At 64.1% G+C, this 22,613-nt stretch carries 23 protein-coding genes; 11 read left to right on the top strand and 12 right to left on the bottom strand.

Annotation, left to right across the window (positions count from 1 at the left end; translation table 11 throughout):
• Positions 1 to 4 precede the first annotated feature (4 nt).
• Entirely contained in the window at positions 5 to 670 is a 666-nt protein-coding gene (locus tag EO99_RS0123235; RefSeq protein ID WP_029620955.1) for a glutathione S-transferase family protein, read from the top strand.
• A gap of 208 nt (positions 671 to 878) precedes the next feature.
• On the opposite strand, the gene EO99_RS0123230 is transcribed toward EO99_RS0123235, so the two are convergent.
• Positions 879 to 2,558 carry a formate--tetrahydrofolate ligase gene (locus EO99_RS0123230; RefSeq protein WP_029620954.1) on the bottom strand — a complete coding sequence of 560 codons (1,680 nt, stop codon included), beginning with the start codon at positions 2,556 to 2,558 and terminating at the stop codon, positions 879 to 881.
• Positions 2,559 to 2,743: 185 nt separating this feature from the next.
• Between EO99_RS0123230 and EO99_RS0123225 the strand changes: the two genes are divergently transcribed.
• Positions 2,744 to 4,291, top strand: coding sequence for a DUF2235 domain-containing protein (locus EO99_RS0123225; protein WP_037112783.1), 1,548 nt, complete (start codon positions 2,744 to 2,746; stop codon positions 4,289 to 4,291).
• A 66-nt stretch (positions 4,292 to 4,357) separates the two neighbouring features.
• On the opposite strand, the gene EO99_RS0123220 is transcribed toward EO99_RS0123225, so the two are convergent.
• Complete coding sequence (locus tag EO99_RS0123220; protein WP_029620952.1) at positions 4,358 to 6,577, bottom strand: TonB-dependent hemoglobin/transferrin/lactoferrin family receptor; 2,220 nt, start codon at positions 6,575 to 6,577, stop codon at positions 4,358 to 4,360.
• Positions 6,578 to 7,028: 451 nt separating this feature from the next.
• Here EO99_RS0123220 and EO99_RS0123215 point away from each other — a divergent pair, with 451 nt between their 5' ends.
• Positions 7,029 to 7,685 (top strand): helix-turn-helix transcriptional regulator, encoded by a 657-nt coding sequence (locus tag EO99_RS0123215; protein WP_051680042.1) that lies wholly within the window; start codon positions 7,029 to 7,031, stop codon positions 7,683 to 7,685.
• A gap of 75 nt (positions 7,686 to 7,760) precedes the next feature.
• Here EO99_RS0123215 and EO99_RS0123210 read toward each other — a convergent pair whose 3' ends face one another.
• From EO99_RS0123210 to EO99_RS0123195, 4 genes are all read right to left on the bottom strand, one after another.
• Entirely contained in the window at positions 7,761 to 8,924 is a 1,164-nt protein-coding gene (locus EO99_RS0123210) for a DUF2333 family protein (RefSeq protein ID WP_029620950.1), read from the bottom strand.
• The gene (locus tag EO99_RS0123205; RefSeq protein ID WP_162179337.1) at positions 8,917 to 9,816 is read right to left on the bottom strand and encodes a hypothetical protein; all 900 of its coding nucleotides are present in this window, start codon (positions 9,814 to 9,816) and stop codon (positions 8,917 to 8,919) included. Before EO99_RS0123205 ends, EO99_RS0123210 begins: the two co-directional genes overlap by 8 nt.
• An 89-nt stretch (positions 9,817 to 9,905) precedes the next feature.
• On the bottom strand, positions 9,906 to 10,358 hold the full coding sequence (locus EO99_RS0123200; protein ID WP_029620948.1) for a pseudoazurin: 453 nt from the start codon (positions 10,356 to 10,358) through the stop codon (positions 9,906 to 9,908).
• A gap of 92 nt (positions 10,359 to 10,450) precedes the next feature.
• Entirely contained in the window at positions 10,451 to 11,032 is a 582-nt protein-coding gene (locus tag EO99_RS0123195) for a thymidine kinase (RefSeq protein ID WP_029620947.1), read from the bottom strand.
• A gap of 190 nt (positions 11,033 to 11,222) precedes the next feature.
• Between EO99_RS0123195 and EO99_RS0123190 the strand changes: the two genes are divergently transcribed.
• The 6 genes from EO99_RS0123190 (at position 11,223) to EO99_RS0123165 (ending at position 16,842) form a co-directional block, all read left to right on the top strand.
• Entirely contained in the window at positions 11,223 to 12,176 is a 954-nt protein-coding gene (locus EO99_RS0123190) for a choline ABC transporter substrate-binding protein (protein ID WP_029620946.1), read from the top strand.
• Between the two features lie 69 nt (positions 12,177 to 12,245).
• Positions 12,246 to 13,088, top strand: a complete 843-nt coding sequence (gene choW, locus EO99_RS0123185) for a choline ABC transporter permease subunit (RefSeq protein WP_029620945.1) — start codon at positions 12,246 to 12,248, stop codon at positions 13,086 to 13,088.
• Complete coding sequence (gene choV, locus EO99_RS0123180) at positions 13,085 to 14,143, top strand: choline ABC transporter ATP-binding protein (RefSeq protein ID WP_029620944.1); 1,059 nt, start codon at positions 13,085 to 13,087, stop codon at positions 14,141 to 14,143. The genes choW and choV overlap by 4 nt, the downstream gene beginning before the upstream one ends.
• Entirely contained in the window at positions 14,140 to 14,664 is a 525-nt protein-coding gene (locus EO99_RS0123175) for a HugZ family pyridoxamine 5'-phosphate oxidase (RefSeq protein WP_029620943.1), read from the top strand. The genes choV and EO99_RS0123175 overlap by 4 nt, the downstream gene beginning before the upstream one ends.
• Positions 14,665 to 15,004: 340 nt before the next feature.
• Entirely contained in the window at positions 15,005 to 15,325 is a 321-nt protein-coding gene (locus EO99_RS0123170) for an ArsR/SmtB family transcription factor (protein WP_029620942.1), read from the top strand.
• Between the two features lie 188 nt (positions 15,326 to 15,513).
• Positions 15,514 to 16,842: an aspartate aminotransferase family protein gene (locus EO99_RS0123165; protein ID WP_029620941.1), complete on the top strand. Its 1,329-nt coding sequence runs from the start codon at positions 15,514 to 15,516 to the stop codon at positions 16,840 to 16,842.
• A gap of 59 nt (positions 16,843 to 16,901) precedes the next feature.
• Here the strand turns inward: EO99_RS0123165 and EO99_RS0123160 are convergent, their stop codons facing one another.
• Entirely contained in the window at positions 16,902 to 17,894 is a 993-nt protein-coding gene (locus EO99_RS0123160) for a sodium-dependent bicarbonate transport family permease (RefSeq protein ID WP_029620940.1), read from the bottom strand.
• A 205-nt stretch (positions 17,895 to 18,099) separates the two neighbouring features.
• The gene (locus EO99_RS27890) at positions 18,100 to 18,324 is read right to left on the bottom strand and encodes a YdcH family protein (RefSeq protein WP_037112779.1); all 225 of its coding nucleotides are present in this window, start codon (positions 18,322 to 18,324) and stop codon (positions 18,100 to 18,102) included.
• Between the two features lie 111 nt (positions 18,325 to 18,435).
• Between EO99_RS27890 and EO99_RS0123150 the strand changes: the two genes are divergently transcribed.
• Positions 18,436 to 19,329, top strand: coding sequence for a hydrogen peroxide-inducible genes activator (locus tag EO99_RS0123150; protein ID WP_235776914.1), 894 nt, complete (start codon positions 18,436 to 18,438; stop codon positions 19,327 to 19,329).
• Between the two features lie 97 nt (positions 19,330 to 19,426).
• On the opposite strand, the gene EO99_RS0123145 is transcribed toward EO99_RS0123150, so the two are convergent.
• Positions 19,427 to 20,266, bottom strand: coding sequence for an alpha/beta fold hydrolase (locus tag EO99_RS0123145; protein ID WP_029620938.1), 840 nt, complete (start codon positions 20,264 to 20,266; stop codon positions 19,427 to 19,429).
• 253 nt (positions 20,267 to 20,519) lie between these two features.
• On the opposite strand from EO99_RS0123145, the gene EO99_RS0123140 reads away from it, so the two are divergent.
• Complete coding sequence (locus EO99_RS0123140; RefSeq protein ID WP_029620937.1) at positions 20,520 to 20,960, top strand: MarR family winged helix-turn-helix transcriptional regulator; 441 nt, start codon at positions 20,520 to 20,522, stop codon at positions 20,958 to 20,960.
• A 20-nt stretch (positions 20,961 to 20,980) separates the two neighbouring features.
• On the opposite strand, the gene EO99_RS0123135 is transcribed toward EO99_RS0123140, so the two are convergent.
• The 3 genes from EO99_RS0123135 to EO99_RS0123125 all read right to left on the bottom strand — a co-directional run bounded on the left by EO99_RS0123135 (position 20,981) and on the right by EO99_RS0123125 (position 22,438).
• The gene (locus EO99_RS0123135; RefSeq protein WP_029620936.1) at positions 20,981 to 21,658 is read right to left on the bottom strand and encodes an SDR family oxidoreductase; all 678 of its coding nucleotides are present in this window, start codon (positions 21,656 to 21,658) and stop codon (positions 20,981 to 20,983) included.
• A 77-nt stretch (positions 21,659 to 21,735) separates the two neighbouring features.
• Positions 21,736 to 21,981, bottom strand: a complete 246-nt coding sequence (locus EO99_RS0123130; RefSeq protein WP_029620935.1) for a DUF982 domain-containing protein — start codon at positions 21,979 to 21,981, stop codon at positions 21,736 to 21,738.
• Positions 21,982 to 22,159: 178 nt separating this feature from the next.
• Positions 22,160 to 22,438 (bottom strand): DUF1127 domain-containing protein, encoded by a 279-nt coding sequence (locus tag EO99_RS0123125; RefSeq protein ID WP_029620934.1) that lies wholly within the window; start codon positions 22,436 to 22,438, stop codon positions 22,160 to 22,162.
• Positions 22,439 to 22,613: the final 175 nt, after the last annotated feature.

Below are 22,613 nucleotides of genomic sequence, written 5' to 3'. Positions count from 1 at the left end.
GACGATGGATTACGAACTCTTCTGGGTCAGCGGCAGCCCCTACGCCTGGCGGGTGCAATTGGCGCTTGGATACAAGGGCGTGCCATATATCTCCCGCCGTATGGACTCGGCCCAGTTGGCGGATCGCTCGCCCGCATTTCTTGAGCTCAATCCGCGTGGCAAGGTGCCGGTGTTGAAGACGGGTCACGGTACGATTTACGAATCCGTGGCGATCATCGCCTTCCTGGATCGCGCCCATCCCGCCGTACCGCTTTTCGGCCAGACGGCGCAGGAGCACGGCCGGATCTGGCAACGCGTAAGCGAGTTCGAGAACTACATGCGCGATCTGTTTGCCTTGGAGATTGTCCGCCCGCTATTGCGCGGTAATGCGAAAGACGATCCAGACGCCATGCGCGCGTCCGCTTCTCGGGCGTATGATGCGCTTGGCTGGATGGAGCGGGCGCTAGCAGTCGCGCATTATCTGGCGGGTGATGATCTCACTGCAACGGACATCATCGCGTTGCCGAACATACAGATGCTCCCTCGGGTCGCAGCGCGTCCGGAAGCAATCGAAATGGCTCTCAGTCTCGAAGACCTCGGTGCGCGTCTGCCGGCATTGGGCGCGTGGCTGTCGCGGATGGAAACAATGCGCGGCTACGACGCTGCTTACCCACCACATTGGAGGAGTTGAACATGGGCATGCAGCGGCACGGGAAGTGACCGCTGCCTACCACAACTCTCTGAAGCAACCCCTCTGCGGATGACCCATCGTTTTGCGACAACAGCAGCTTATCGCTCATCCGCTTCTGGAACAGAAGGTACAACGATGTACATTGGCATCGGCCGCCAATGACCGCATTGGGGAGCATACTGCCATCACGTCAGCTTGAATGACTCCCTCAGAACAACCCCTCTATATGCCCGTCATCGTTGAGGAAAATCCGTTCCGCCGAAGGCGAGCTCGGCAGGCCGGGCATGGTCATGATCTCGCCGGTGATGGCGACGACGAAGCCGGCGCCGGCGGAGAGGCGGACTTCGCGTACATGCACCACATGGCCCTCCGGCGCGCCGCGCAGCGTCGGGTCGGTGGAGAAGGAATACTGCGTCTTGGCGATGCAGACCGGCAGTTCGCCGTAGCCCTGCGCCTCCCAGGCGGCGAGCTGGTCGCGCACCGCCTTGTCGGCCGTCACCTCGCCCGCGTGATAGATCTTGGCGGTCACCGTCTCGATCTTCTCCATCAGCGGCATGGCGTCGAGATAAAGCGGCTTGAAATCCGCCTGGCCGCCGTCGGCAAGCTCCACCACCCGCTCGGCGAGTTCCGTGATGCCGGCAGACCCTTCCGCCCAGTGGCGGCAGAGGATGGCGTCGGCGCCGTGGCGGGAGACATAGTCCTGCACGGCCGCCACCTCGGCATCAGTATCGGTCGTGAAGTGGTTGATCGCCACCACCACCGGCACGCCGAAGCGGCGCACATTGGCGATGTGGCGGCCGAGGTTGGCGCAGCCGCGCGTCAGCGCCGCGACGTCTTCCGCGCCGAGATCCTCCTTGGCGACGCCGCCGTTCATCTTCAGCGCCCGGACGGTGGCGACGATCACCGCCGCCGCAGGCTTCAACCCGGCCTTGCGGCACTTGATGTCGAAGAATTTTTCCGCCCCGAGATCGGCCCCGAAGCCGGCTTCCGTTACCACATAATCACCAAGCTTCAGCGCCGCCTTGGTGGCGATCACCGAATTGCAGCCGTGGGCGATGTTGGCGAAGGGACCGCCATGCACGAAGGCCGGGTTGTTTTCCAGCGTCTGCACCAGGTTCGGCTGCATGGCATCCTTCAGTAGCACGGCCATCGCCCCGTCCGCCTTCAGGTCGCGGGCAAACACCGGCGTCTTGTCGCGGCGATAGGCGACGATGATGCCGCCCAGCCGCTGTTCCAGGTCCCCGAAATCCTCCGCCAGGCAGAGAATGGCCATCACCTCTGAGGCGACCGTGATGTCGAAGCCGCATTCGCGCGGGAAACCGTTGGCGACGCCGCCGAGCGCGCCGACCATCTGCCGCAGCGCCCGGTCGTTCATGTCCATGGCGCGGCGCCAGGTGATGCGCCGCACGTCGATGTCGAGCGCATTGCCCCAGTAGAGGTGGTTGTCGATCATCGCCGCCAGCAGGTTGTGCGCCGAGGTGATGGCATGGAAGTCGCCGGTGAAGTGGAGGTTGATGTCCTCCATCGGGATGACCTGCGCATGGCCGCCGCCGGCCGCACCGCCCTTCATGCCGAAACAGGGACCGAGCGACGGCTCGCGCACGCAGATGACCGCCTTTTTGCCGATGCGGTTCAGCCCGTCGCCGAGACCGACGGTGGTGGTCGTCTTGCCTTCGCCGGCGGGCGTCGGGTTGATGGCGGTCACCAGGATCAGCCTGCCGTCCGGCCGGTCGGAAAGCCCGTGGATGAAGTCGGCGCTGACCTTCGCCTTGTCGTGGCCATAGGGCGCAAGCTGCTCGGCCGGAATGCCCAGAGCAGCCCCCACCTCCATGATCGGCTTCTTCTGCGCCATGCGCGCAATTTCGATATCGGACTTCACCGCCGCCATCTCGTCATCCCCTTGGCATTTTCGCGTGGTGAATTGGCCACAGGGGACGCCGGGAAACAAGTCGCTGCCGCCCGGGCGCCCGGATTATGCCGGCCAAAAAAGAAGCCAACTCTACCTTTAGGTGTATTTAATCTTGAAATTTACCTAAGCATGTAGATACTGTCCGTGACGCTGGGGAGGACATCATGAATCTCATTGTCTGCTGCGATGGCACCTGGAATACACCCGACGCGGTGGAGGACGGGCTGCCCAGCCCGACGAACGTCGTCAAGCTCTACAACGCGCTCGCCCTGACGGACGACACCGGTGCGGAACAGAAGTTCTACTACCACCCCGGCGTCGGCACGGACGGCAGCTGGATCGACCGGGCGCTGGGTGGCGGCACCGGCAAGGGCCTCGATCGCAACATCATGAGCGGCTACCATTGGCTCGCCCGCAACTATCGCGAGGGCGACGCGATCTGGCTGTTCGGCTTCAGCCGCGGCGCCTATACGGTGCGCAGCCTCGGCGGCATGATCTCCAAATGCGGCCTTCTGGACCTGCCGGGCTCGAAGATTGCGGAGAACAAGGTCTGGGACGAGATCGGGCAGATCTTCGATGCCTATCGTGCCGATGATCCGAGCCCCTTCGTCGACAGCAAGGGACGCCGCTTCCACAACACCGCCGACGGCGCGCATCCGGCGAAGATGACGCCGGTGCACTTCATCGGCGTCTGGGACACGGTCGGTGCTCTCGGCATCCCCGACGATCTGGCGCTCCTGAACCTCCTGGACAATCCGGAGAAGCACCGCTTTCACGACACCCAACTCGGACCGGCTGTCCAGAACGCCCGTCATGCGGTCGCACTCGACGAGTTCCGGCAAAGCTTTCTGCCGACGCTGTGGGAAAAGCCGAAAGGCTGGAAGGGCTCCCTGAAGCAGGTCTGGTTCCCCGGCGCCCATGGCGATGTCGGCGGCGGCTATAGCCAGAGCGGTCTCTCCGACGGCGCGCTCTATTGGATGATGCAGGAGGCCCAGGACCTCGGGCTTCGCTTCGCCGAGGGCGCCATCAACCAGCTCGATCCGAACCCGCGCGGCCTCCTGCACGATTCCGTCACCGGCCTCTTCAAGGCCCTGAAAACCCGACCGCGGGCGGCCCCTCGGGTGTCTGATCCGCCCTCCCCCGACGTCCATGCCTCGGCAGTCGACCGGCACCGCAACCCGCCGCTCGCGCAGGGCCGATACCGGCCGGAAAAGACGCTGCCGGCGACCATCGACATCTTCGCCCGCGAGCGATGGAACGACACGGGCGTCTATCTGCAGGAGGGCAAGACCTACCGCTTCAAGGCCACCGGAGAATGGACCGACGCCTCCATCAAGTGCGGCCCGGGCGGTGCGAAGGACGGCAAGTTCCAGGCGGCAGAAATCGCCCATATCGCCTCGTCGGCCTGGGGCGGTGTCGAGACGCTGTGGAAGAAACTCACCGGCAACAAGCAGCTCGATTTCTGGTGGACGCGGCGCGAGGAGAAGATGGACTGGTTCTGCCTCGTCGGCCTGATCGCCAACAACGTGCCGCCGCCGCGCACCGACGAGGACCAGAAGATCGAGCGCCTGCCGCACGAGGTGTTCAAGATCGGCGAGGGCGTGACCCTAAAGCCGGACGGATCCGGCTATCTCTACTGCTTCGCCAACGACGCCTGGCAGGCCTATGACAACAACCGCGGCAGCGTGCGGCTGACGATCTCCGAAGTCTGAGGCCGGTAACGCAAAAGGGCGGCGCGACCGATCGCACCGCCCTTCCTTTCCGTGATGCGGGCCGCCCTAGAACCGCTGCGTCAGCGAAACCTTGAACGTCCGGCCCGGCTCGGAGTAATAGGCGTCGGGCTGCGGTGTCGTGATCGTCGCCAGATTGACGGCGTCATAGTAGGTCTTGTCGAAGATGTTGTAGATGCCGGCGCGGATGGTCAGGCCCTGGGTCTGCTCCGGCTCCCACCAGCCGGTCAGGTCGAAGATGCCGTAGCCGGGTGCATCGATCGTATTGGCGTCCGCATCGTTCTCGACGCCCTTGGCGGCGGTAAAGACGAGGTCGGCGCCCCAGGTTTCCGTGGCATAGCCGGTGCCGAGGACCACCTTCAACGGCGGCACCGAACGGATGCTCTCTCCCGAATCCAGATCCTCACCATCCGCCAGCGAAAGCGCGCCATAGACCCGCATGCCGTTGTTGAAGCGCTTGTGGCCCGAAAGCTCCAGGCCGTAGATCCGGACCTTGTTGCGGTTGAAGTACTCCGTGATGCCCATCGGATAGGTGCCGGTGGGATCGACGCGGCTCTCGCTGTCGATGAAGTTGCGGTAGCGATTGTAGAAGGCGCCGAGATGACCGCCGACGTCGTCGTCCCCGAGGTTCGCGCCGATCTCGAAGCCATTGCTCGTTTCCGGCTCGAGGTTCGGGTTGCCGACTCTGAGATAGGTGCCGGGTGCCCCGTAGTTCAGATAGAGCTCGCTGACGTCAGGCGCCCGGAACCCCATTGCCCATTGCGCATAGAGCTCCACGCCCGGGTCGGGCTCATAGGAGGCGCGCAGTTTCGGAGAGAACTGTCCTTCCGACTGGCCGGCCGGCATGCCGGTGTAGTTCGCGCCACCGGTATAGGCATCGGTGGCCTTCGGGTCGTAGTCGTACCAGTCGTAGCGCAGCCCCGGCGTCAGGAAGAACGGCCCGTCCCGCAGGCCGATCTTGTCCTCGATGAAGACGCCGAGCGTCTTGCCGTCCACATCCGGCATGTCGGACTGGTTGGTGTGCAGGAAGTTGCAGCTGTAGAAGGGAAGCCGCGGATTGGTGGGATAAGCTCCGCCCGGGCACGTATCGTTACCCCCCGAATATTGCGAAGCCTTCGAGAAGGCGATGTTGAGGCCGCCTGTCATCTGATGGGAGAGGTCGCCCGTCACGAACGAGGTCTCGGCATTGCCGGCAAAGCCAATGCTGCGCTCCTCGAACGTATTGTTGCGGGAATAGGCGCCCGCAGGCGAGGTCGCGCGATTACCCTCGGCGCCGCTCTCGCGCAGCACGTTCTGCCAGTAGAACACGGCATTCGCCCGATCGATCCAGGCGTCATCGCCAACGGCATCGAAGCGGTAGTCGAGCGACAGCCGGTCGCGCCTGATGTCTTCGCTCCCGTCCAGGTTCCCCGGCCGGTACGTGCTGGTCAGGCTCTGCCCGGTCCGATTGTCGATATCCTCGTCCCGCTCGAAGCGCTCGCCGGTGAAGCCGAACACATGGCCGCTGTCCGTATACTGCCGCAGCTTGAACAGCAGGTTGTACTCGTTGAAGTCAGCCGGATTGGGCTCGCTGCGCGTCGTCGAATAGCCGCCCACCTCGCCCTGGTTGTCGCGTTCGTGTCCCCGGCGATAGCCGCCCTGGAACAGCACCGACGTGTTCTCGATGCGCTTGGCCACCGCCGCTGAGCCGCCGAAGCTCCTGTCCTCGCTGTCGTAGGTGGACTTGGCGACCCCGCCCCAGTCGCGGCCCTCGCCGATCAGGTCCTCCGGCTCCAGCGTCCGCAGCACCACGGCGCCGCCCAGCGCACCGGAACCGGCGCGGCTGGAATCCGCGCCGCGCACGATGTCGATGGTGGAGAGCGAACTGAAGGAGAAGCTGTCAGCACCGCCGTCTGCCTCACGCGCGCCGTCCTGAAGATAGGGGATCGGGATGCCGTCGATCGTCGTCACCACGCGGTTCTGCTCCAGACCGCGGATATTGACGCTGCGGGTGTTGCGGTTGAACGAGACGCCCGGCTCGAGGCTGCGGCCCAGATCCTCCAGGCTGGTGATCTGGTTGGCTTCGATCTCCTCCGCCGTCGTCTGCGAGGCAAGCGGCGTGTCCGCCACCCCGCCCGCGGGCACCGCCACGCGTTTGCCCTTCACCACGATCGTTTCCAGCACGGTCGCTTCGGCCGCCGCAGGTTCCTGCGCCCTGCTCTGCACAGCCGAGAGTGCCACGATTGCCGTGCAGGTCATGAGCAGGTTTCGTGTGGTCCGGGAGGTCATGGTGTTCCTTTCTCGAATGGTCGAGCGCCATCGTCGGCGTGCGAAGGCACGCCGCCTGGGAAGCGGTCGGCGGATGATTCAGCGGTGGCGGCAGGCAGGCTTGCCCTTGTTCCGCCATCTAAAAAACATGATTCCTTTTGTCAACTTAAATATCATGACAATTAAACTCATCTTTTAGCGAAGCGCTTTACGCGCTGTTAAGACTCAATCGAAGTCGTGAGCCTTAAGCCCCCCTTTCAGCACTAAGTAGAAATTGCCATGCCAGCCGGACCCAGCTAAGTGAAGCTGACAGTTTGTCGTAAATCGCCCTGGGACCGCTCATGCGCGGTGGTGCGGCAACACCCCGGGAAGCCGCAAGCGAGCAGATTTGTCAGCGACAGGAATGGAAAAGCCGGAGAGGCAAACGATCCTCAGCAGAACTATTTCGACTGCCAACTCTCAGGCAGACGTTTTGGCTGCGCTGGAGCAGACCGCACACGCCTTCGACTTTTCCTTCGTCACTCTGCTGATGATGCCAACGAGGCCTGAAGACCTGCTGGCACGATTGCTGATCCAGACCACCTTGCCCTCCCAGTTCGTCCAGGAGTTCGACCAGAGCCGCTTTCTGTCGGTGTCTCCGGTCATGCCCTTGCTGATTTCATCGATGCTGCCGCGCACCTGGACCCTGGAATCGGCTGAAATGCTGCACCGGGAGTCCTTCCCGAAAGACCTGGCTCAGCTGTTGAACCGCTTCGGCATGAAGACGTCCGCCGTCATGCCGCTCCACTCGCTGGAGGGAGAGCGCTTCCTGCTGCAATTTGATGGGGAGCGTCCGCCGGTCGGGCAGTCGGAACTCAACGAGCTCGGCATGATCGCCCTGCACGCCTTCGACGTCTTCGAGAAGCTGCGCCGCGCCGAGCGTTTCACCCTGCCGGGCCCCCTCTCGGCCCGCGAGCTCGAGGTCGTCCGCTGGACGGCCCAGGGAAAGACCTCCGTGGAGATCGGCCGGATCCTGTCGCTCTCGGACCACACCGTCAACGCCCATATGACCAACGCCATCAAGAAGATGGACTGCGTCAACCGCACTCAGCTGGTGGCCAAGGCGATCCGCCTCGGCCTGATCAACTAGAGAAATTCCCGCAGAAGTGGGTACCGGTTTTGCGTTCTGAAGGCGTCAAACAAAGAGCAAGGGCCCCCGCCTGCCTCAGCGGTCGAGAACGGACCGCACCTCCACGAGGTTGGAGCGCACCCGCAGGATATAGAAACCCATCGTCGCCAGATGCGTCGGCATGATCCAGCCGTCCTCGCGGCCGTTGGAGATGATCGCCGGCTGGATGCGCAGCGACGAGCGGAACTGCGTCAGCGTCTCGGTCCAGAGCGGCCCGAGGTTGCGCTCCCGGATGACCTGCGAGAAGTCCGCTCCGGCCGCCGACAGGACGGCGTAATAGCCGTAGAGCTGGCCATAGGCGAACCAGAACCGGTCGTCGGCCCGCGTATCGAACCAGCCCGAATTGAAGTTCTCCGACCGCTCGCGCAGGATCGCCGACGTGCTGCCGAGGTCGTTGGCAATCCGGTCGACGAACTGCACGAGATTGTCGGCCCGCGTGTCGAAGGTCGCGTTGCAGGCGGCGAGCTCCGTATTGAAGGCCCGGAAGCCTTCGATGGCGGTCCGGTAATAGCTCGGCGTCGGCGTCTTCGGGCCGAACGGGCTCAGCCCGAAATACCAGGAGTATTCGTCGAACTGCAGGTTGTTGCGAGCGTCCTGCAGCTCGCTGTTGATGCCCGACGTCCCGCGCATGCGCGCCAGCGTGTCGACCAGTTCGACCGAGGTCCGGCGCACCGCCTGGTTCACGCCCCGCTGGAACGACGCCTTGTTGTCGAGGAAGGGCGTGTGGTCCCAGTCGATCCCGAACAGCCCGAGCCGGTAGAGCAGCATGGAGGAAATCCACGCGTTCTGGTTGACGTTGACGTCGGTCAGGTCGGCGATCACGTCGACGATGGCCGATGACTGGCATTGACCGGCCGGGGTCGCGGTCGTCGAGGTCTCTGTACCGGCAGCATCGGCAGATGCCGGCGCCGGAGCGAGGATCTGCTGTCCGGCGGCAGTCGTCCGCTCAGACCAGCGATACTCCTCCACGAAATCGGGATCGAACGCGGTCCAGACCTGCGTCTGCCAAAAGAAGTACCCGTAAAGGCCGACGAACAGCACGAAGATCGCCGCCAGCGGCGCCTTGATGATCCAGCTGCGCCCCGCATACCAGCCATGAGCGGCGAGGAAGGGCCACACCAGCCATGCCACCAGCAGGCCAAAGCCGCGACCGATCGCGCTGAAGATGCGCTGGAAGAAATGCACGATGGGGTCAAGCATGCTGCACCTCCGGGGTAGCCGAAATCGTCTGTTCGCCGCTTGCCGCTCCGTCGCCGGCACTTTCGAAAGCGGCACGGAAGCGGGCGTCGATCCCTCCCCTGCGCCGCTCGATCTCGATGCTCGACAGCATGTCGTTCTCCTGGAGTTCGATCAGCGGTCGCAGATGCGCAAGGCGGACCTTGTCGAGGCCCGGCGAGGAGCCGGGCATCGCCCCTTCGTCCGCGAGGACGGAGGAAAGCACGATGGCACGCTCGGCCTCCAGCGTCAGCTTGTTGACCAGCGCATTCAGATCGCGCACCTGCCGGTTGAAGTCCGCCGCAAGGTCCTGAACCGCCTGCAGGCTGTCCTCGACCTGCAGCGAAACGGCGCTCGTTTCGCGCTCCTCCCGCTCCGCCGCGGCAATCAGGTTTTCGGCCAGTTGTGCCCGGTGGCCGGTCAGCTCCACGAGATCGGACTCCGCCGCATGGCGCACGCCCACGATACGCTCTCGCCGCGCCAGCAGCAGCCCATAGAGACGGTCGGCCAGGGTCAGCGCTTCATCCAGCGATCGCGCCTTCGGCCCGGCCCTCTGCGACCAGCGCATCGAGAGCACCTGAGCGAACGCAGCACGAAGCCGTTCGGATCTCGTCGGTTGCGGCTTGTCCTCCAGCGGCGCCACGGCTTCGTCATTGCGGTCCGCCACCGCCACAACGAGGCTCACCAGCGTCTGCCGGGCGGCCGTCCATGCCTGCGGGATCGTATTGAACCGGGATTTCGCCGGCGCACTTAAGCCGGTCTTGTCGCGTGCAGCGCTGGCAACGTCCTGAGCCGCCTGCTCGATCTGCTGGTCGAGCGCCTCCAGCGCACCGGTGAGGGCCACAAGCTCGCCTTCAATGCCTTTTCCCCTGCCCATCGCGATCCCCGAAGCCGATTCCAACGCCATGAACATAAGGCCGCCGCAGGAATTTACCACGGCGACCTCGAAACTCGGTTCGGTCGGTTCTAGAGGCCGAGTTGCGCCACCGCAGCGTCGAGCCGTTCCTTGGGCTTCTTCGGCATCTTGGCGTTCTTCACCGCATCGAGATTGGCCGGCGTCCCCTCGCCGACGACCACCAGCGCAATCATCCCCATGCCGAAGTGCGGCGTGCACTTGATCACATAGGCACCCTCTTCTTCGACGGTGACGGTGAGCTCCTGGTTGATCTTGCCGGTGAATTCTTCCGTGCCTTCGGGGATCAACCCCTTCACGGCGGCGGCATTATGGCCCTTGTCGACGGGCATGAACCGGATCACGTCGCCGGGCGCGGCCCTGACCGCCGCCGGCTCGAAGACCATGGCCTGGCCGTCGCTGCCTTTGTTCAGCATCTTCACCTCGATCTCGGCGCCGAAGGCGGGCAATGAGAACAATGCGAGGCCTGTCGCGAGAATGAAAGCGGTCTTTGCAGTCTTGAACATGTCTATATCTCCTGACGCGAGCCTTGGGAGGCGTCGCGGCAAGGGAATAGGCGCATCCGGCCGCACCATCTTTGACCGAAATCAAGTCCGGCTCAGATGCAGCGGATTTTGTCCTCCCAGTGGCGACGGCAGAAGGAGACGTATTTCTCGTTGCCGCCGACATCCACCTGCGCGCCCTCCAGCACGACCTTGCCCTCCTCGTCGAGGCGCGCCACCATCGTCGCCTTGCGACCGCAGAAGCAGATGGTGCGCACTTCCCGCAGCTCGTCGGCAATCGCCAGCAGCTCCTGCGAGCCGGGAAACAGCTTGCCCTGGAAGTCGGTACGCAACCCGTAGGCCATCACCGGGATGCCGCAGCGGTCGGCGAGACGCGCCAGCTGCCACACCTGCTCCGGCGCCAGGAACTGCGCCTCGTCGATGAAGACGCAGGCCACCGGCTCGTCGCGGTGCAGGTCGGTGACGAGCGCATGCAGGTCGTCGCTCTCGCGGAAGGGGATGGCATCCGCGCCAAGACCGATCCGGGACGCCACCCGCCCGACGCCGGCGCGGCTGTCGAGCGCGGCGGTCAGGATCACCGTGCGCATGCCGCGCTCATGGTAATTGTAGGACGCCTGCAGCAGCAGCGTCGATTTTCCCGCGTTCATGGTCGCGTAGTTGAAGTAAAGCTTGGCCATGCCGCCGTTCTGCTGCCGACGGCGTCTGAGGAAAAGTCCACAGGAACCTGAAACCACAGAAAAACACCGCAGAAGGTGCATCGGGCGGCCCCCGTTGCAAAGCCGACACGATCTGCCGCCCTCGGGCAAGCTTGCCTCTCCTCCGCATATATTGATAATGACCGGGAACATAAGAACAGGGAGCGCCATGATGCCAATGACCAAACCGTTCAAGATCCTGCTGGCCGGAACCATCTCGTTTCTGGCACTCGGACAGATCGCCTCGGCAGCCGATCCGGAATCCTGCAGCCCCGTCCGCTTCTCCGATGTCGGCTGGACCGACATCACGGCGACCACTGCAACCGCCTCCGTCCTCTTGAAGGCCATGGGCTACGAGACCGACGTCAAGGTCCTCTCCGTTCCGGTGACCTACAGCTCGCTCAAGAACAAGGACATCGACGTCTTCCTCGGCAACTGGATGCCGACCATGGAAGCCGATCTGGCGCCCTACCGCGAGGACAAGTCGGTCGAATCCTACGGTCCGAACCTGACCGGCGCCAAATACACGCTCGCCACCAACGCCAAGGGCGCCGAACTCGGCATCACCGATTTCAAGGATATTGCCGAGCACGCCGAAGAACTGGATGGCCAGATCTACGGCATCGAGCCCGGCAACGACGGCAACCGCCTGATCCTCGACATGGTCGCCAACGACACCTTCGGCCTCAAGGATTTCGATGTGGTGGAATCCTCCGAGCAGGGCATGCTGGCGCAGGTCGCCCGCGCCGACCGCTCCGGTGATCCGATCGTCTTCCTCGGCTGGGCGCCGCATCCGATGAATGCCAGCTTCGACCTCACCTATCTGTCCGGCGGCGACGAGGTCTTCGGCGCAAACTACGGCGGCGCCGAGGTCTATACCAACGTCCGCGCCGGCTACACCGAGGAATGCCCCAATGTCGGAACCTTTGTGAAGAACCTGGAGTTCTCGCTGCCGATGGAAAACGAGATCATGGGCAGCATCCTCAACGACAGCATGGAGGCGGAAGCCGCCGCGACCAAATGGCTGAAAGCCAACCCCGATGCCATCGGCCCCTGGCTCGAAGGCGTCACGACCAGGGACGGCGGCGATGCCATGGCAGCCGTCAAGTCCGAACTCGGCCTCTAAGGCCAATCCGCCCTTGGCTGGAGCCTCACGGCTCCGGCCTCCCTCACCATCCAACCGGGAATGCCGCAAGTGGATTGGCTGACAGATAACAAGATCCCCATGGGACCCTCGGCCAAGTCTTTCGTGGACTGGCTCACCGACAACGGCGCCTGGTTTTTCGACTGGCTTTCGACCGTTCTTTCCTCCGTCATCGACGCCCTTCTGTATGTTCTCCAGACACCCCATCCGCTCATCATCGTCGCGGTGATGACAGCGCTGTCCTGGTGGTTCCGGCGCTCGTTCAGCATCGCCACCTTCACCGCACTCGGGCTGCTGCTGATCATCAACCAGGGCTATTGGGAGGAGACGACGGAAACGCTGGCGCTCGTGCTCGCGGCAACGGCCGTCAGCATGGTGGTCGGCATACCGCTCGGCATTGCCGCTGCCCGCCGCCCCTGGCTCTACGAGATTATGCGGCCGGCGCTCGACCTGATGCAGACGATCCCCACGTTCGTCTATCTCATCCCGGCGCTGATCCTCTTCGGCCTCGGCATGGTCCCCGGCCTGATCGCCACGGTCATCTTCGCCATCCCCTCGCCGATCCGCCTGACCCGGCTCGGCATCGTCTCGACGCCCGAGGCGCTGACGGAAGCCGCCGTCGCCTTCGGGGCAACCCCCGGGCAGATCCTGCGCAAGGTGGAGCTTCCCTATGCGATGCCGCAGATCATGGCCGGCATGACGCAGACGATCATGCTGTCCCTGTCGATGGTCGTCATTGCCGCGCTGGTCGGCGCCAATGGCCTCGGCGTGCCGGTGGTGCGGGCGCTCAACACCGTCAACATCGCCCGCGGTTTCGAAGCGGGTCTCTGCATCGTCATTCTCGCAATCATCCTTGACCGGATGTTCCGCCCAGCCTCGGGAGACGGCACATGACGGACGCAGTCGTCTTCGAAAATATCGATATCGTCTTCGGCGAAAAACATGCGGAAGTGCTGGGCCTCGTCGATCAGGGCAAGAGCCGCGACGAGATCAGCGCCGAGACGGGCATCGTCGTCGGCGTTGCCGATGCCTCCCTGAAGGTCCGCGAGGGCGAGATCCTCGTCCTGATGGGCCTCTCCGGATCCGGCAAGTCGACGCTGCTGCGGGCGGTGAACGGCCTGGCGCCGGTCGCCCGCGGCAATGTCACCGTGATGACCGCCGACGGACCGATCGATCCCTACAAGGCCAGCCGCAAGACGCTGCGCGATCTGCGCATGCACACCGTGTCGATGGTCTTCCAGCAGTTTGGCTTGCTGCCATGGCGCACCGTCGCCGAGAACGTCGGCTTCGGCCTCGAGCTCGCCGGCGTGCCGGAGGCCGAGCGCAAGGCACGGGTTTCCGAACAGCTCGAGCTGGTCAGCCTCGACCAGTGGGCCGACCGCAAGGTCGGCGAGCTCTCCGGCGGCATGCAGCAGCGCGTCGGCCTCGCCCGTGCCTTTGCCACAGGCGCCCCCATCCTCTTGATGGACGAGCCCTTCTCCGCCCTCGATCCGCTGATCCGCACGCGTCTTCAGGACGAGCTGATGGAATTCCAGAGCCGGCTGAAGAAGACGATCCTCTTCGTCAGTCACGACCTCGACGAGGCATTCCGCATCGGCAATCGCATCGCCATCATGGAGGGCGGCCGGATCATCCAGTGCGGCACGCCGCAGGAGATCGTCCGCAATCCCGCAGACCAGTACGTCTCCGACTTCGTCCAGAACATGAACCCCATTGCCATGCTGACGGCGGCGGACGTGATGCGCAACGGCGTGGCGACCGGCGGGCCCGCCTCCGGCGTCTCGGCGACGGCCAACAGGAACACGCCACTCATCGACATCCTCGATGCGCTGGCGCGCCAGCCGGGCACGATCGGGATCGTCGACAACGGCACCGTCATCGGCACCATCAGCGCCGATGACATCATTGCCGGCCTGACGCGCCACCGGCAGCACGCCGGCAAGCCATGACCGAGAAGGCGCAGGACAAGCCGCAGCTCCTGCGGGAGACGGACGAGGAGGCTCGCCGCCTCGCCCGGACCCTGATGCGTGACGCCCGCTATATGGCGCTGGCGGTCCTCGATCCCGCGACCGGCTTTCCCTCTGCCAGCCGGGCACTGACGGCAACGGATCTGGACGGCGTCCCGGTGATTCTCGCCTCGGCACTCTCGGGCCACACCAAGGGATTGCTTGCCGATCCGCGCTGCTCGCTGTTGGCCGGAGAGCCGGGCAAGGGCGATCCGCTCGCCCACCCCCGCATCACGGTTCAGTGCCTGGCAAACGTCGTCGAGCGACCGGGCGAAGCACATGACCGTCTGCGCACACGTTTCCTCGATTTCCATCCGAAGGCGGCGCTTTACGTCGACTTTCCCGATTTCCGCTTTTTCCGCCTGGTTCCGCAGTCCGCCGCACTGAATGCCGGCTTCGGCCGCGCCTATGCGCTCACCTGCCACGATCTCCTGTCGGACGAATCAGTCGACGCATCCGCATGACGAGACCTGCAGCAGGAGTTGCGTCTGGCGGCGGAAACGACATCGGCAGTTGCAGAAAGGCTCTACCATGCCACGAAAAGCGGCTGGAGATTTGCAGACGTCGATCCCTGGAGCTATGATCTGATCTGCGGCAAGCGACGAATCCGCCACGAGTTCAAGACCGCCGCAATGTTCGCAAGTGATGCTTTTCGCAGCATTTCCGCCGCTTGCGTCGGAAATGCTCAGTGGATACCGCCACCCGAAATTTAGGGATATACAAATATATCCGGTGCTTGCTAATCTTTGACTTTAAAAGTTGGGTTTAATGAAGCGCTGCCGCTTCAAGGGGATACTAACCACCATGGATACGATGCCGCTTTCCGAGCACTCGCTTGCCGCTGCTGGCTTGCTGTCTGCAATGGCAAATCCGAAGCGCCTCATGATCCTTTGCTGCCTCGTGAAAACGGAAATGGCGGTAGGAGTCCTGGCAGGACGCGTCGGTCTCAGCCAGTCGGCCTTGTCGCAGCATTTGTCGAAACTGCGCGCGCAGAAGCTGGTCAAGACCCGGCGCGATGCGCAGACGATCTATTACTCCTGCGCCTCGCCTGCCGTTCTGAAGGTCCTCGACTCGCTTGAGGAAATCTACTGCGAGCCCGTCCGCGCCTCCGTCGCTGCTGCCTGATGTTAGCGCTGACATCCGCGGGCTGACGCCGTTCCTGGCACCCCTGGGTGTCGTCATGGGAACGGTCGCGCCGGCATGTCCCGCGACAGATGCGGTCTCTGCTCTGCAGTGCAGTTGACGCGCGGGCCGCCCCTGATAATTTGACCGAACAGTCAAAATGCCGGCAATGACCGGACGGGGAGAATTTCATGTCCAATCGCCTCAACAGCACGCCCAACGATCTGCGCGCCTTCTGGATGCCGTTCACGGCCAACCGCCAGTTCAAGCAGGAACCGCGCCTCTTCGTCGGCGCCAAGGACATGCACTACACCACCCACGACGGCCGCCAGGTGCTCGACGCCACGGCCGGCCTGTGGTGCGTCAATGCCGGCCACTGCCGTCCGAAGATCACCGAGGCGATCCGCGAACAGGCCGGCGAACTGGATTACGCCCCCGCCTTCCAGCTTGGCCACCCAAAGGCCTTCGAACTTGCCAACCGTCTGGTGGATCTGGCGCCCGACGGCATGAACCACGTGCTCTACACCAACTCGGGCTCCGAATCGGTCGAGACGGCCCTGAAGGTGGCCCTCGCCTATCACCGGGTGAAGGGCAACGGCTCCCGCTTCCGCCTGATCGGCCGCGAACGCGGCTACCACGGCGTCAACTTCGGCGGCATTTCCGTCGGCGGCATCGTCTCCAACCGCAAGATGTTCGGCACCCTGCTGACCGGCGTCGACCACATGCCGCATACCCACCTGCCCGCGCAGAACGCGTTTACCCGCGGCGAGCCCGAGCATGGCGGCGATCTGGCCACCGAACTGGAGCGGATCGTCACCCTGCACGACGCCTCGACGGTCGCCGCCGTCATCGTCGAACCCGTCGCCGGCTCCACCGGCGTCCTGATCCCGCCGAAGGGCTACCTGCAGAAGCTCCGCGACATCTGCACGAAGCACGGCATCCTCCTGATCTTCGACGAGGTCATCACCGGCTTCGGCCGCATCGGTGCGCCCTTCGCCGCCCAGTATTTCGACGTCAAGCCGGACATCATGGTCACCGCCAAGGGCCTCACCAACGGTGTCATCCCCATGGGTGCCGTCTTCGTGACCTCCGAGATCCACGACGCCTTCATGAGCGGCCCGGAGCACATGATCGAGTTCTTCCACGGCTATACCTATTCCGGCAACCCGATCGCCGCGGCCGCGGCGCTTGCCACCCTCGACACCTACAAGGAAGAGGGCCTGCTGACCCGCGCCGGCGAGATGGCCTCCTACTGGGAGGATGCCCTGCACTCGCTGAAGGACCTGCCGAACGTCATCGACATCCGCAACATCGGCCTGATCGGCGCCATCGAACTCGACCCGATCGCCGGCGAGCCGACCAAGCGTGCCTTCTCCGCCTTCCTGAAAGCCTATGACGACGGCCTGCTGATCCGCACCACCGGCGACATCATCGCCATGTCGCCACCGCTGATCGTCGAAAAGCACCACATCGACGAGATCTTCGGCAAGCTGCGCGAGATCCTGAAGAGCAACATCTGAGCCTTGCACGGCGCAGGCATTGCGGGCGGTCCCTCGGGAGCGCCCTTTTCTTTGCGGTTCTAGCCACCAAGACCGGCGAGATACACGTAGATCGGCAGGCCGGCGATCAGGTTGAACGGGAAGGTCAGTCCGAGCGACAGGCCGAGATAGAGTTCCGGCCGCGCGTCGGGCACGGCGATCCGCATCGCGGCGGGAACCGCGATGTAGGAGGCGCTGGCGGCGAGCGTGACAAGCAGCGCCGTATTGCCGACCGACAGCCCCACGGCAAGGGCCGGCACGAGCGCAAGCGCGGCGCCGATCAGCGGCATGACCAGCGCAAAGCCGAGAAGGCCCGGCGAAAGCAGCCGCCAGTCCCTGCGGATACCGCCGCCGGCTATTGCCCCGAGGTCGAGCAGGAAGAGGCAGAGCACGCCACGGAAGGGATCGATGACGAAGCCCGAAAGCTCCTGCAGCCCCTGTTGTCCGGTCATGGCGCCGATGGCGAACGCGCCCAGCAGGATCACGATGGTGACGTTGAGAACGACGTCACGAAGCGCCGTTTTCTGGCGATGCTCCGCCAGTGCCGGATCGGCGTCGGGCGCCGGATGGCGCAGGAGGAGCCACAGGGCAGCCAGGATGGCGGGGGCCTCCATCGCGGCCGCCACCGCCACCATGCCGCCGTCGAAGCCGATCCCGAGCCGGATCAGCGCATCACTGCCCGCAACGAAGGTAACGATGGAGATCGAGCCGTAGTGGGCGGCGATGGCTGCCCGGTCCCGCGGTCCGAGCCTTGTCATCGCGCCGAGCAGCGCGTGGCCGAGCAGCGGCATGGCGGCAGACAGGAGGACGCCGATGGCAAGCGCCATGGCAACTTCCGCCGTCAGCCCGTGGGCGCCGACAGACGCCCCGCCCTTGAAGCCGATGGACAGCATCAGGTAGAGCGCCATCATCTTGCCGACGCCTCCGGGAAGCGCGATCTGGCCGCCCGCAAGTGTGGCGAGGAAGCCGAGCGCGAAGAAGAGGACAGGCGCCGACAGAAGGTTCTGTGATGCGAGCGACAGATAGAAGTCCATGGATGATCTCGTACGAGGTCGCGCAGCGCCGCGTCCGGGACAGCAGCGCGTGCATCAGTTGTTCAGGAGGCTGGGTGATCAGGACGACAGGCACCGGGCGCCATAGGCGGAAGCCGACTTCGGGCCGGTCGCGAACATGACTGCGCGGCGAGACCGCCAGCCGGGGCAGATCCCGGCTGGCGGTCGGACACGGGTGGGACTGAGGTCAGGACGTGGCGTTACGGCGCTTGTGTCGCAGACGGTCGGTCACCGGCGCCGTGTTCTCGGCGAGCATGCGCTCGAGCGAAGCGATCTGGTCACGGAGCTGAAGCTTGATCGTCTTCAGTGCTCTGACGCTGACATGATCAGGCTTCGGACGGCGCTGTTCCTCCACCACCCGTGCCTCCACGATCGCATGCCTTGCCTTCAGGGCCTTCAACAGTCGGTTCATTTGGTTCTCCTCTTTGACGACCTCAGAATGCAAAAACTTCCGCAATTGATCAAATTCATTGATTGCATCAACGCCATAGTTTAAAACTATCAAATGCCTTACAGACCCACCGTGAGACAGCTCGAATACCTCGTCATGCTTGGCGAGACCGGCCACTTCGGCGAAGCGGCAAAACGCTGCCATGTCTCGCAGCCCACGCTCTCGGTTCAGATCGCACTCCTCGAACAGCGTCTCGGCTGCGCGCTGATCGACCGCACGCCCGGTCTGGTGGCGCCGACGCCTGCCGGACTGGAGATGATCGCTTCGGCCCGGACGGTGCTGGATACGTTGGACGGCATGGTTGCCGTGGCCTCCGTGAGCCAGGGCGCGCTTGGCGGCCTCATACGCCTGGGAGCCGTCCCAACCTTCGGCCCCTATTTCCTGCCCCGCCTCCTGCCCCGGCTGCACGCCGCCTATCCCGGTCTCAGGCTGCATATCCGCGAGGAGCGTCCCCTCTTGCTCGAGGAGCAGGTGGCGGATGGCAGCATCCACTGCGGCCTCGGTCCGGCGCCCGCCGCTGGCGACACCTGCGAGTTCTCGGCAATCTGCGAAGAGCGCATCTTTCTCGGCGTGTCGCGCAGGCACCGGCTGGCCGGCCGCGACACGGTTGACCTTGCCTCTCTTGCGGGTGAACAACTGCTGACGCTCGGCCGCGGCCATCGCCTCCTGGACACCGTGCGCGATCTCGCCCGGGTCTCAGGAGCCCATCTCGTTGATGATTACGAAGGCACCAGCCTCGACGCGCTGCGCCAGATGGTGTCCATCGACATGGGCCTGTCGCTCTTTCCGGAACTCTATGTGCGCTCCGAATTTCGAGGCGATCAGGATGTCCATCTCCTGCGCATAGAAGGCTGGCCCGGCGTGCGCACCATCGGCTTCTTCTGGCGCCGGCACAGCGTCAGGGACGCGCACTACCGGCGTCTGGCGGAACTCGGGAAGGCCGCCGCGCGCGAGCTTCTGGGCTGAACCGCCACGGTCGGCAGGTCCTGAGGGCGCCCGCCTTGGCGCCTGGACGCGGAAAAGGCGGCCGTAGCCGCCTCCTCCTCATCATGATGCAAGGCGCTCAGGCCTGGAAGAAGGCCAGCAGATCGGCGTTGATGATCTCCGCATGGGTCGTCGCCATGCCGTGCGGCAGCCCTTCGTACACCTTGAGCGTACCATTCTTCAGGAGCTTGATCGCCAGATGCGCGGAGTCGGCAATCGGCACGATCTGGTCATCGTCGCCATGCATGACCAGCACCGGCACCTCGATCGCCTTCAGGTCCTCGGTGAAATCGGTTTCCGAGAAGGCCTTGATGCAGTCGTAATGCGCCTTGGCGCCGCCCATCATGCCCTGCCGCCACCAGTTGCGGATTGCCCCTTCCGAGACTTCAGCGCCCTCGCGGTTGAAGCCGAAGAACGGACCGGTCGGAATATCGAGGAAGAACTGCGCCCGGTTGGCCGCCAGTGCCGAACGGAAGCCGTCGAACACCTCGAGCGGCAGACCGCCCGGGTTCGCCTCGGTCTTGACCATGATCGGCGGCACGGCACCGATCAGCACGGCCTTGGCGACACGGCCCTCATGGCCGTACTGCGCCACATAGCGCGCAACTTCGCCGCCACCGGTCGAATGCCCCACATGGATGGCGTTCTTCAGGTCGAGGTGGGCAGCCAGGGCCGCGACATCGGCGGCATAGGTGTCCATCTCGTTGCCGGTGTCGGTCTGGCTGGAGCGACCATGGCCGCGGCGGTCATGGGCGATGATGCGGTAGCCCTGGCCGAGGAAGAAGATCATCTGCGCGTCCCAGTCGTCGGCGCTCAGCGGCCAGCCGTGATGGAAAACGATCGGCTGGGCGTCCTTCGAGCCCCAGTCCTTGTAGAAGATCTGCGTGCCGTCCTGGGTGGTGATGAAATTGCTGCTCATGTGCGTGTCCCTTTGAAAGAGTGAGATGTCGCTGCGATGCGCGGTGCCCCATCCCGGAGCATCGCGAAGTGTCTGTCTCCGGGATGTCGACCTGATGACGTTCCGGCTGTTGTTTATCGCGAAATTCCTTATCGCGATAACTAAAAACTAGCGGGTGGCGCAGACTTTGTCCAGAGTTTTATTTATCGCGATATCTTTTTTGTGCTATGGAGACGCTGACACCGCTTCCAGGCTGAAACTGAAAGAACAAGGCATGCCCGATAACGCCGTCTACCCACTGGATGACCAGCTCTGCTTCTCGCTCTACACGGCGCATATCGCCATCAACCGGCTCTACAAGCCGATGCTCGACCGCATGGGCATCACCTATCCGCAGTATCTCGTTCTATCCGCCCTGGGAGAGAACGACGGGATCACCATTGGCGCCATCGCCGAACGGCTGTCGCTGGAATCGAGCACCATCACCCCGCCGGTCAAGCGCCTGGAGCAGGCGGGCCTCGTCCAGCGAATGCGCGGCACGGTCGACGAACGACAGGTCCATGTGTCTTTGACAGAGGCGGGCCGGGCGCTGATCCGCGAGAGCAAATGTCTCGGTGACTCGCTGATGGAGCGATCCGGCATGACGAAGGCCGAATTCTCGGCCTTCAATCACCAGATCCGCACCTTCACCGAGGCTGTCCGCACGGAAACCTGACGAGCAGTCCGAAAGCCCGTTTATTCCGCGTAGATCATCTTGCGGCTCATGCCGCCGTCAAGCGTCAGCACCTGGCCCGTCATGAAGCCGGCGGAAGCGAGATAAAGCATGGCCTCGGCCACGTCGCGCGGCCGCCCGACGCGCCCGGCCGGATGCTGCTCGTGATCGACGGGCCGCAGGTCCTCCTCGCCGGAAATCCAGCCCGGCGCGATCGCATTCACCCGGATCTTCGGCCCGAGGCTGACCGCTAGCGCATGCGTCAGCGCCACCAGCCCGCCCTTGGAGGCGGCATAGGATTCCGTTTCCGGTTCCGACATGAAGGCCCGCGTCGAGGCCATGTTGACAATCGAGGCGCCCTCGCCCATCAGCGGCACCGCCGACCGGGTCATCAGGAAGGCACTGGTCAGATGGCTGTCGGTGACGCGCCGCCAGTCGGTCAGCGAAAGCTCGGAAATCGGCCCGTTGGACGGCCCGGCAATCCCGGCATTGTTGACGAGGAGGTCGAGGCTGTCCCAGCCGAGCTCCTCGAAGGCGCCGGTCACGGATGTCTCGTCGCCCACGTCGCAGTGGATCTGGCGGACACCTTCCGGTCCCTGCTCGACGTCGAAGGACGCCACCTCGTAACCCTGCTCCGCAAGAGCCGAGCACAACCCTGTGCCGATGAGGCCGGCACCGCCTGTGATGATCGCGCGTTTCATCCGGCCGGAAATAGGAGCGTGTCCCGATCTGTCCAGCGATGATGCGATCCTTTTCGATCACATCACCGTCCACGGGCTTAAGCGCGGATGAGAATGCCTGCTTCGGTCGCCGCGGCCACGAAGGCCTGGCGCGCTTCCTCCGGCTTGCGCTTCCCCTCGATCACGCCGGTACAGGCGGTCACGGCAAGGTCGAGGGCAGGCCCCTCCTCGATCGGCCAGTCGTCGATCAGCGCCCAGGCGGCAGCCTGCAGCGTGACGATGGCGGTTTCGGCAGGCGGCTCTCCGATGGAGATGACGACGGGATCTTTCCAGGATGGACTCATGACGCCACTTTAGCCGAACAGTCGTCATCATCCTATGCCCAATTCGCGGCCTGCCGAGCCTGTTTCGTCGCAGGTGACCTCCGGTGGATCCGGCCTCCGGCGGCTCATCGCTGACACGAGACAGCTGGCAACGAGACGCCGGAGGCACTGGCCAGGTCCGCCGACTTGGCCTCGTGGTTCAAGATCGCGCCGGAGGCATGACCAGATCGCGCGCGATCCGCCATGCCTGGCCACGATGCCGTTTCTGAACACGGCTGATCTCCAGGCGTGTCAGCCCGATATCCGCCAGGAGATAATCCGGCATTTCGCCCAGCGCCGCATAGTCGCGTCGGGTTCGGATGTACCGGGCAAGCGCCAGGAGTACCCGGTAAGGGAAGGAAGCCGTGCGGCTGGCGAAGCGATGGAGATGCTGCGCCTCGCGGAAGCTGCCCTCCGCAGTGATGGGTCTCATCGTCATCGGTGTGGTCCTTGTGGATCATTGAATCGACTTTTCGGCACGATGATCCTCACCGGCCAGCGTCGATGACGCTCTCTTCGAGGCGTCTGCGACAGCGGCGGATCTCGTGCGACGGGAGGTGTTTGACTGCCGGAAGGACTGGAGGAACCTTCCGGCAGTCTGAAGCGGCGCTGGA

It is taken from the genome of Pseudorhizobium marinum, assembly GCF_000705355.1.
Classification (GTDB): domain Bacteria; phylum Pseudomonadota; class Alphaproteobacteria; order Rhizobiales; family Rhizobiaceae; genus Neorhizobium; species Neorhizobium pelagicum.
Note: the sequence above shows the minus strand (reverse complement) of the source record. Positions and strands in the feature narration are given on the sequence as shown.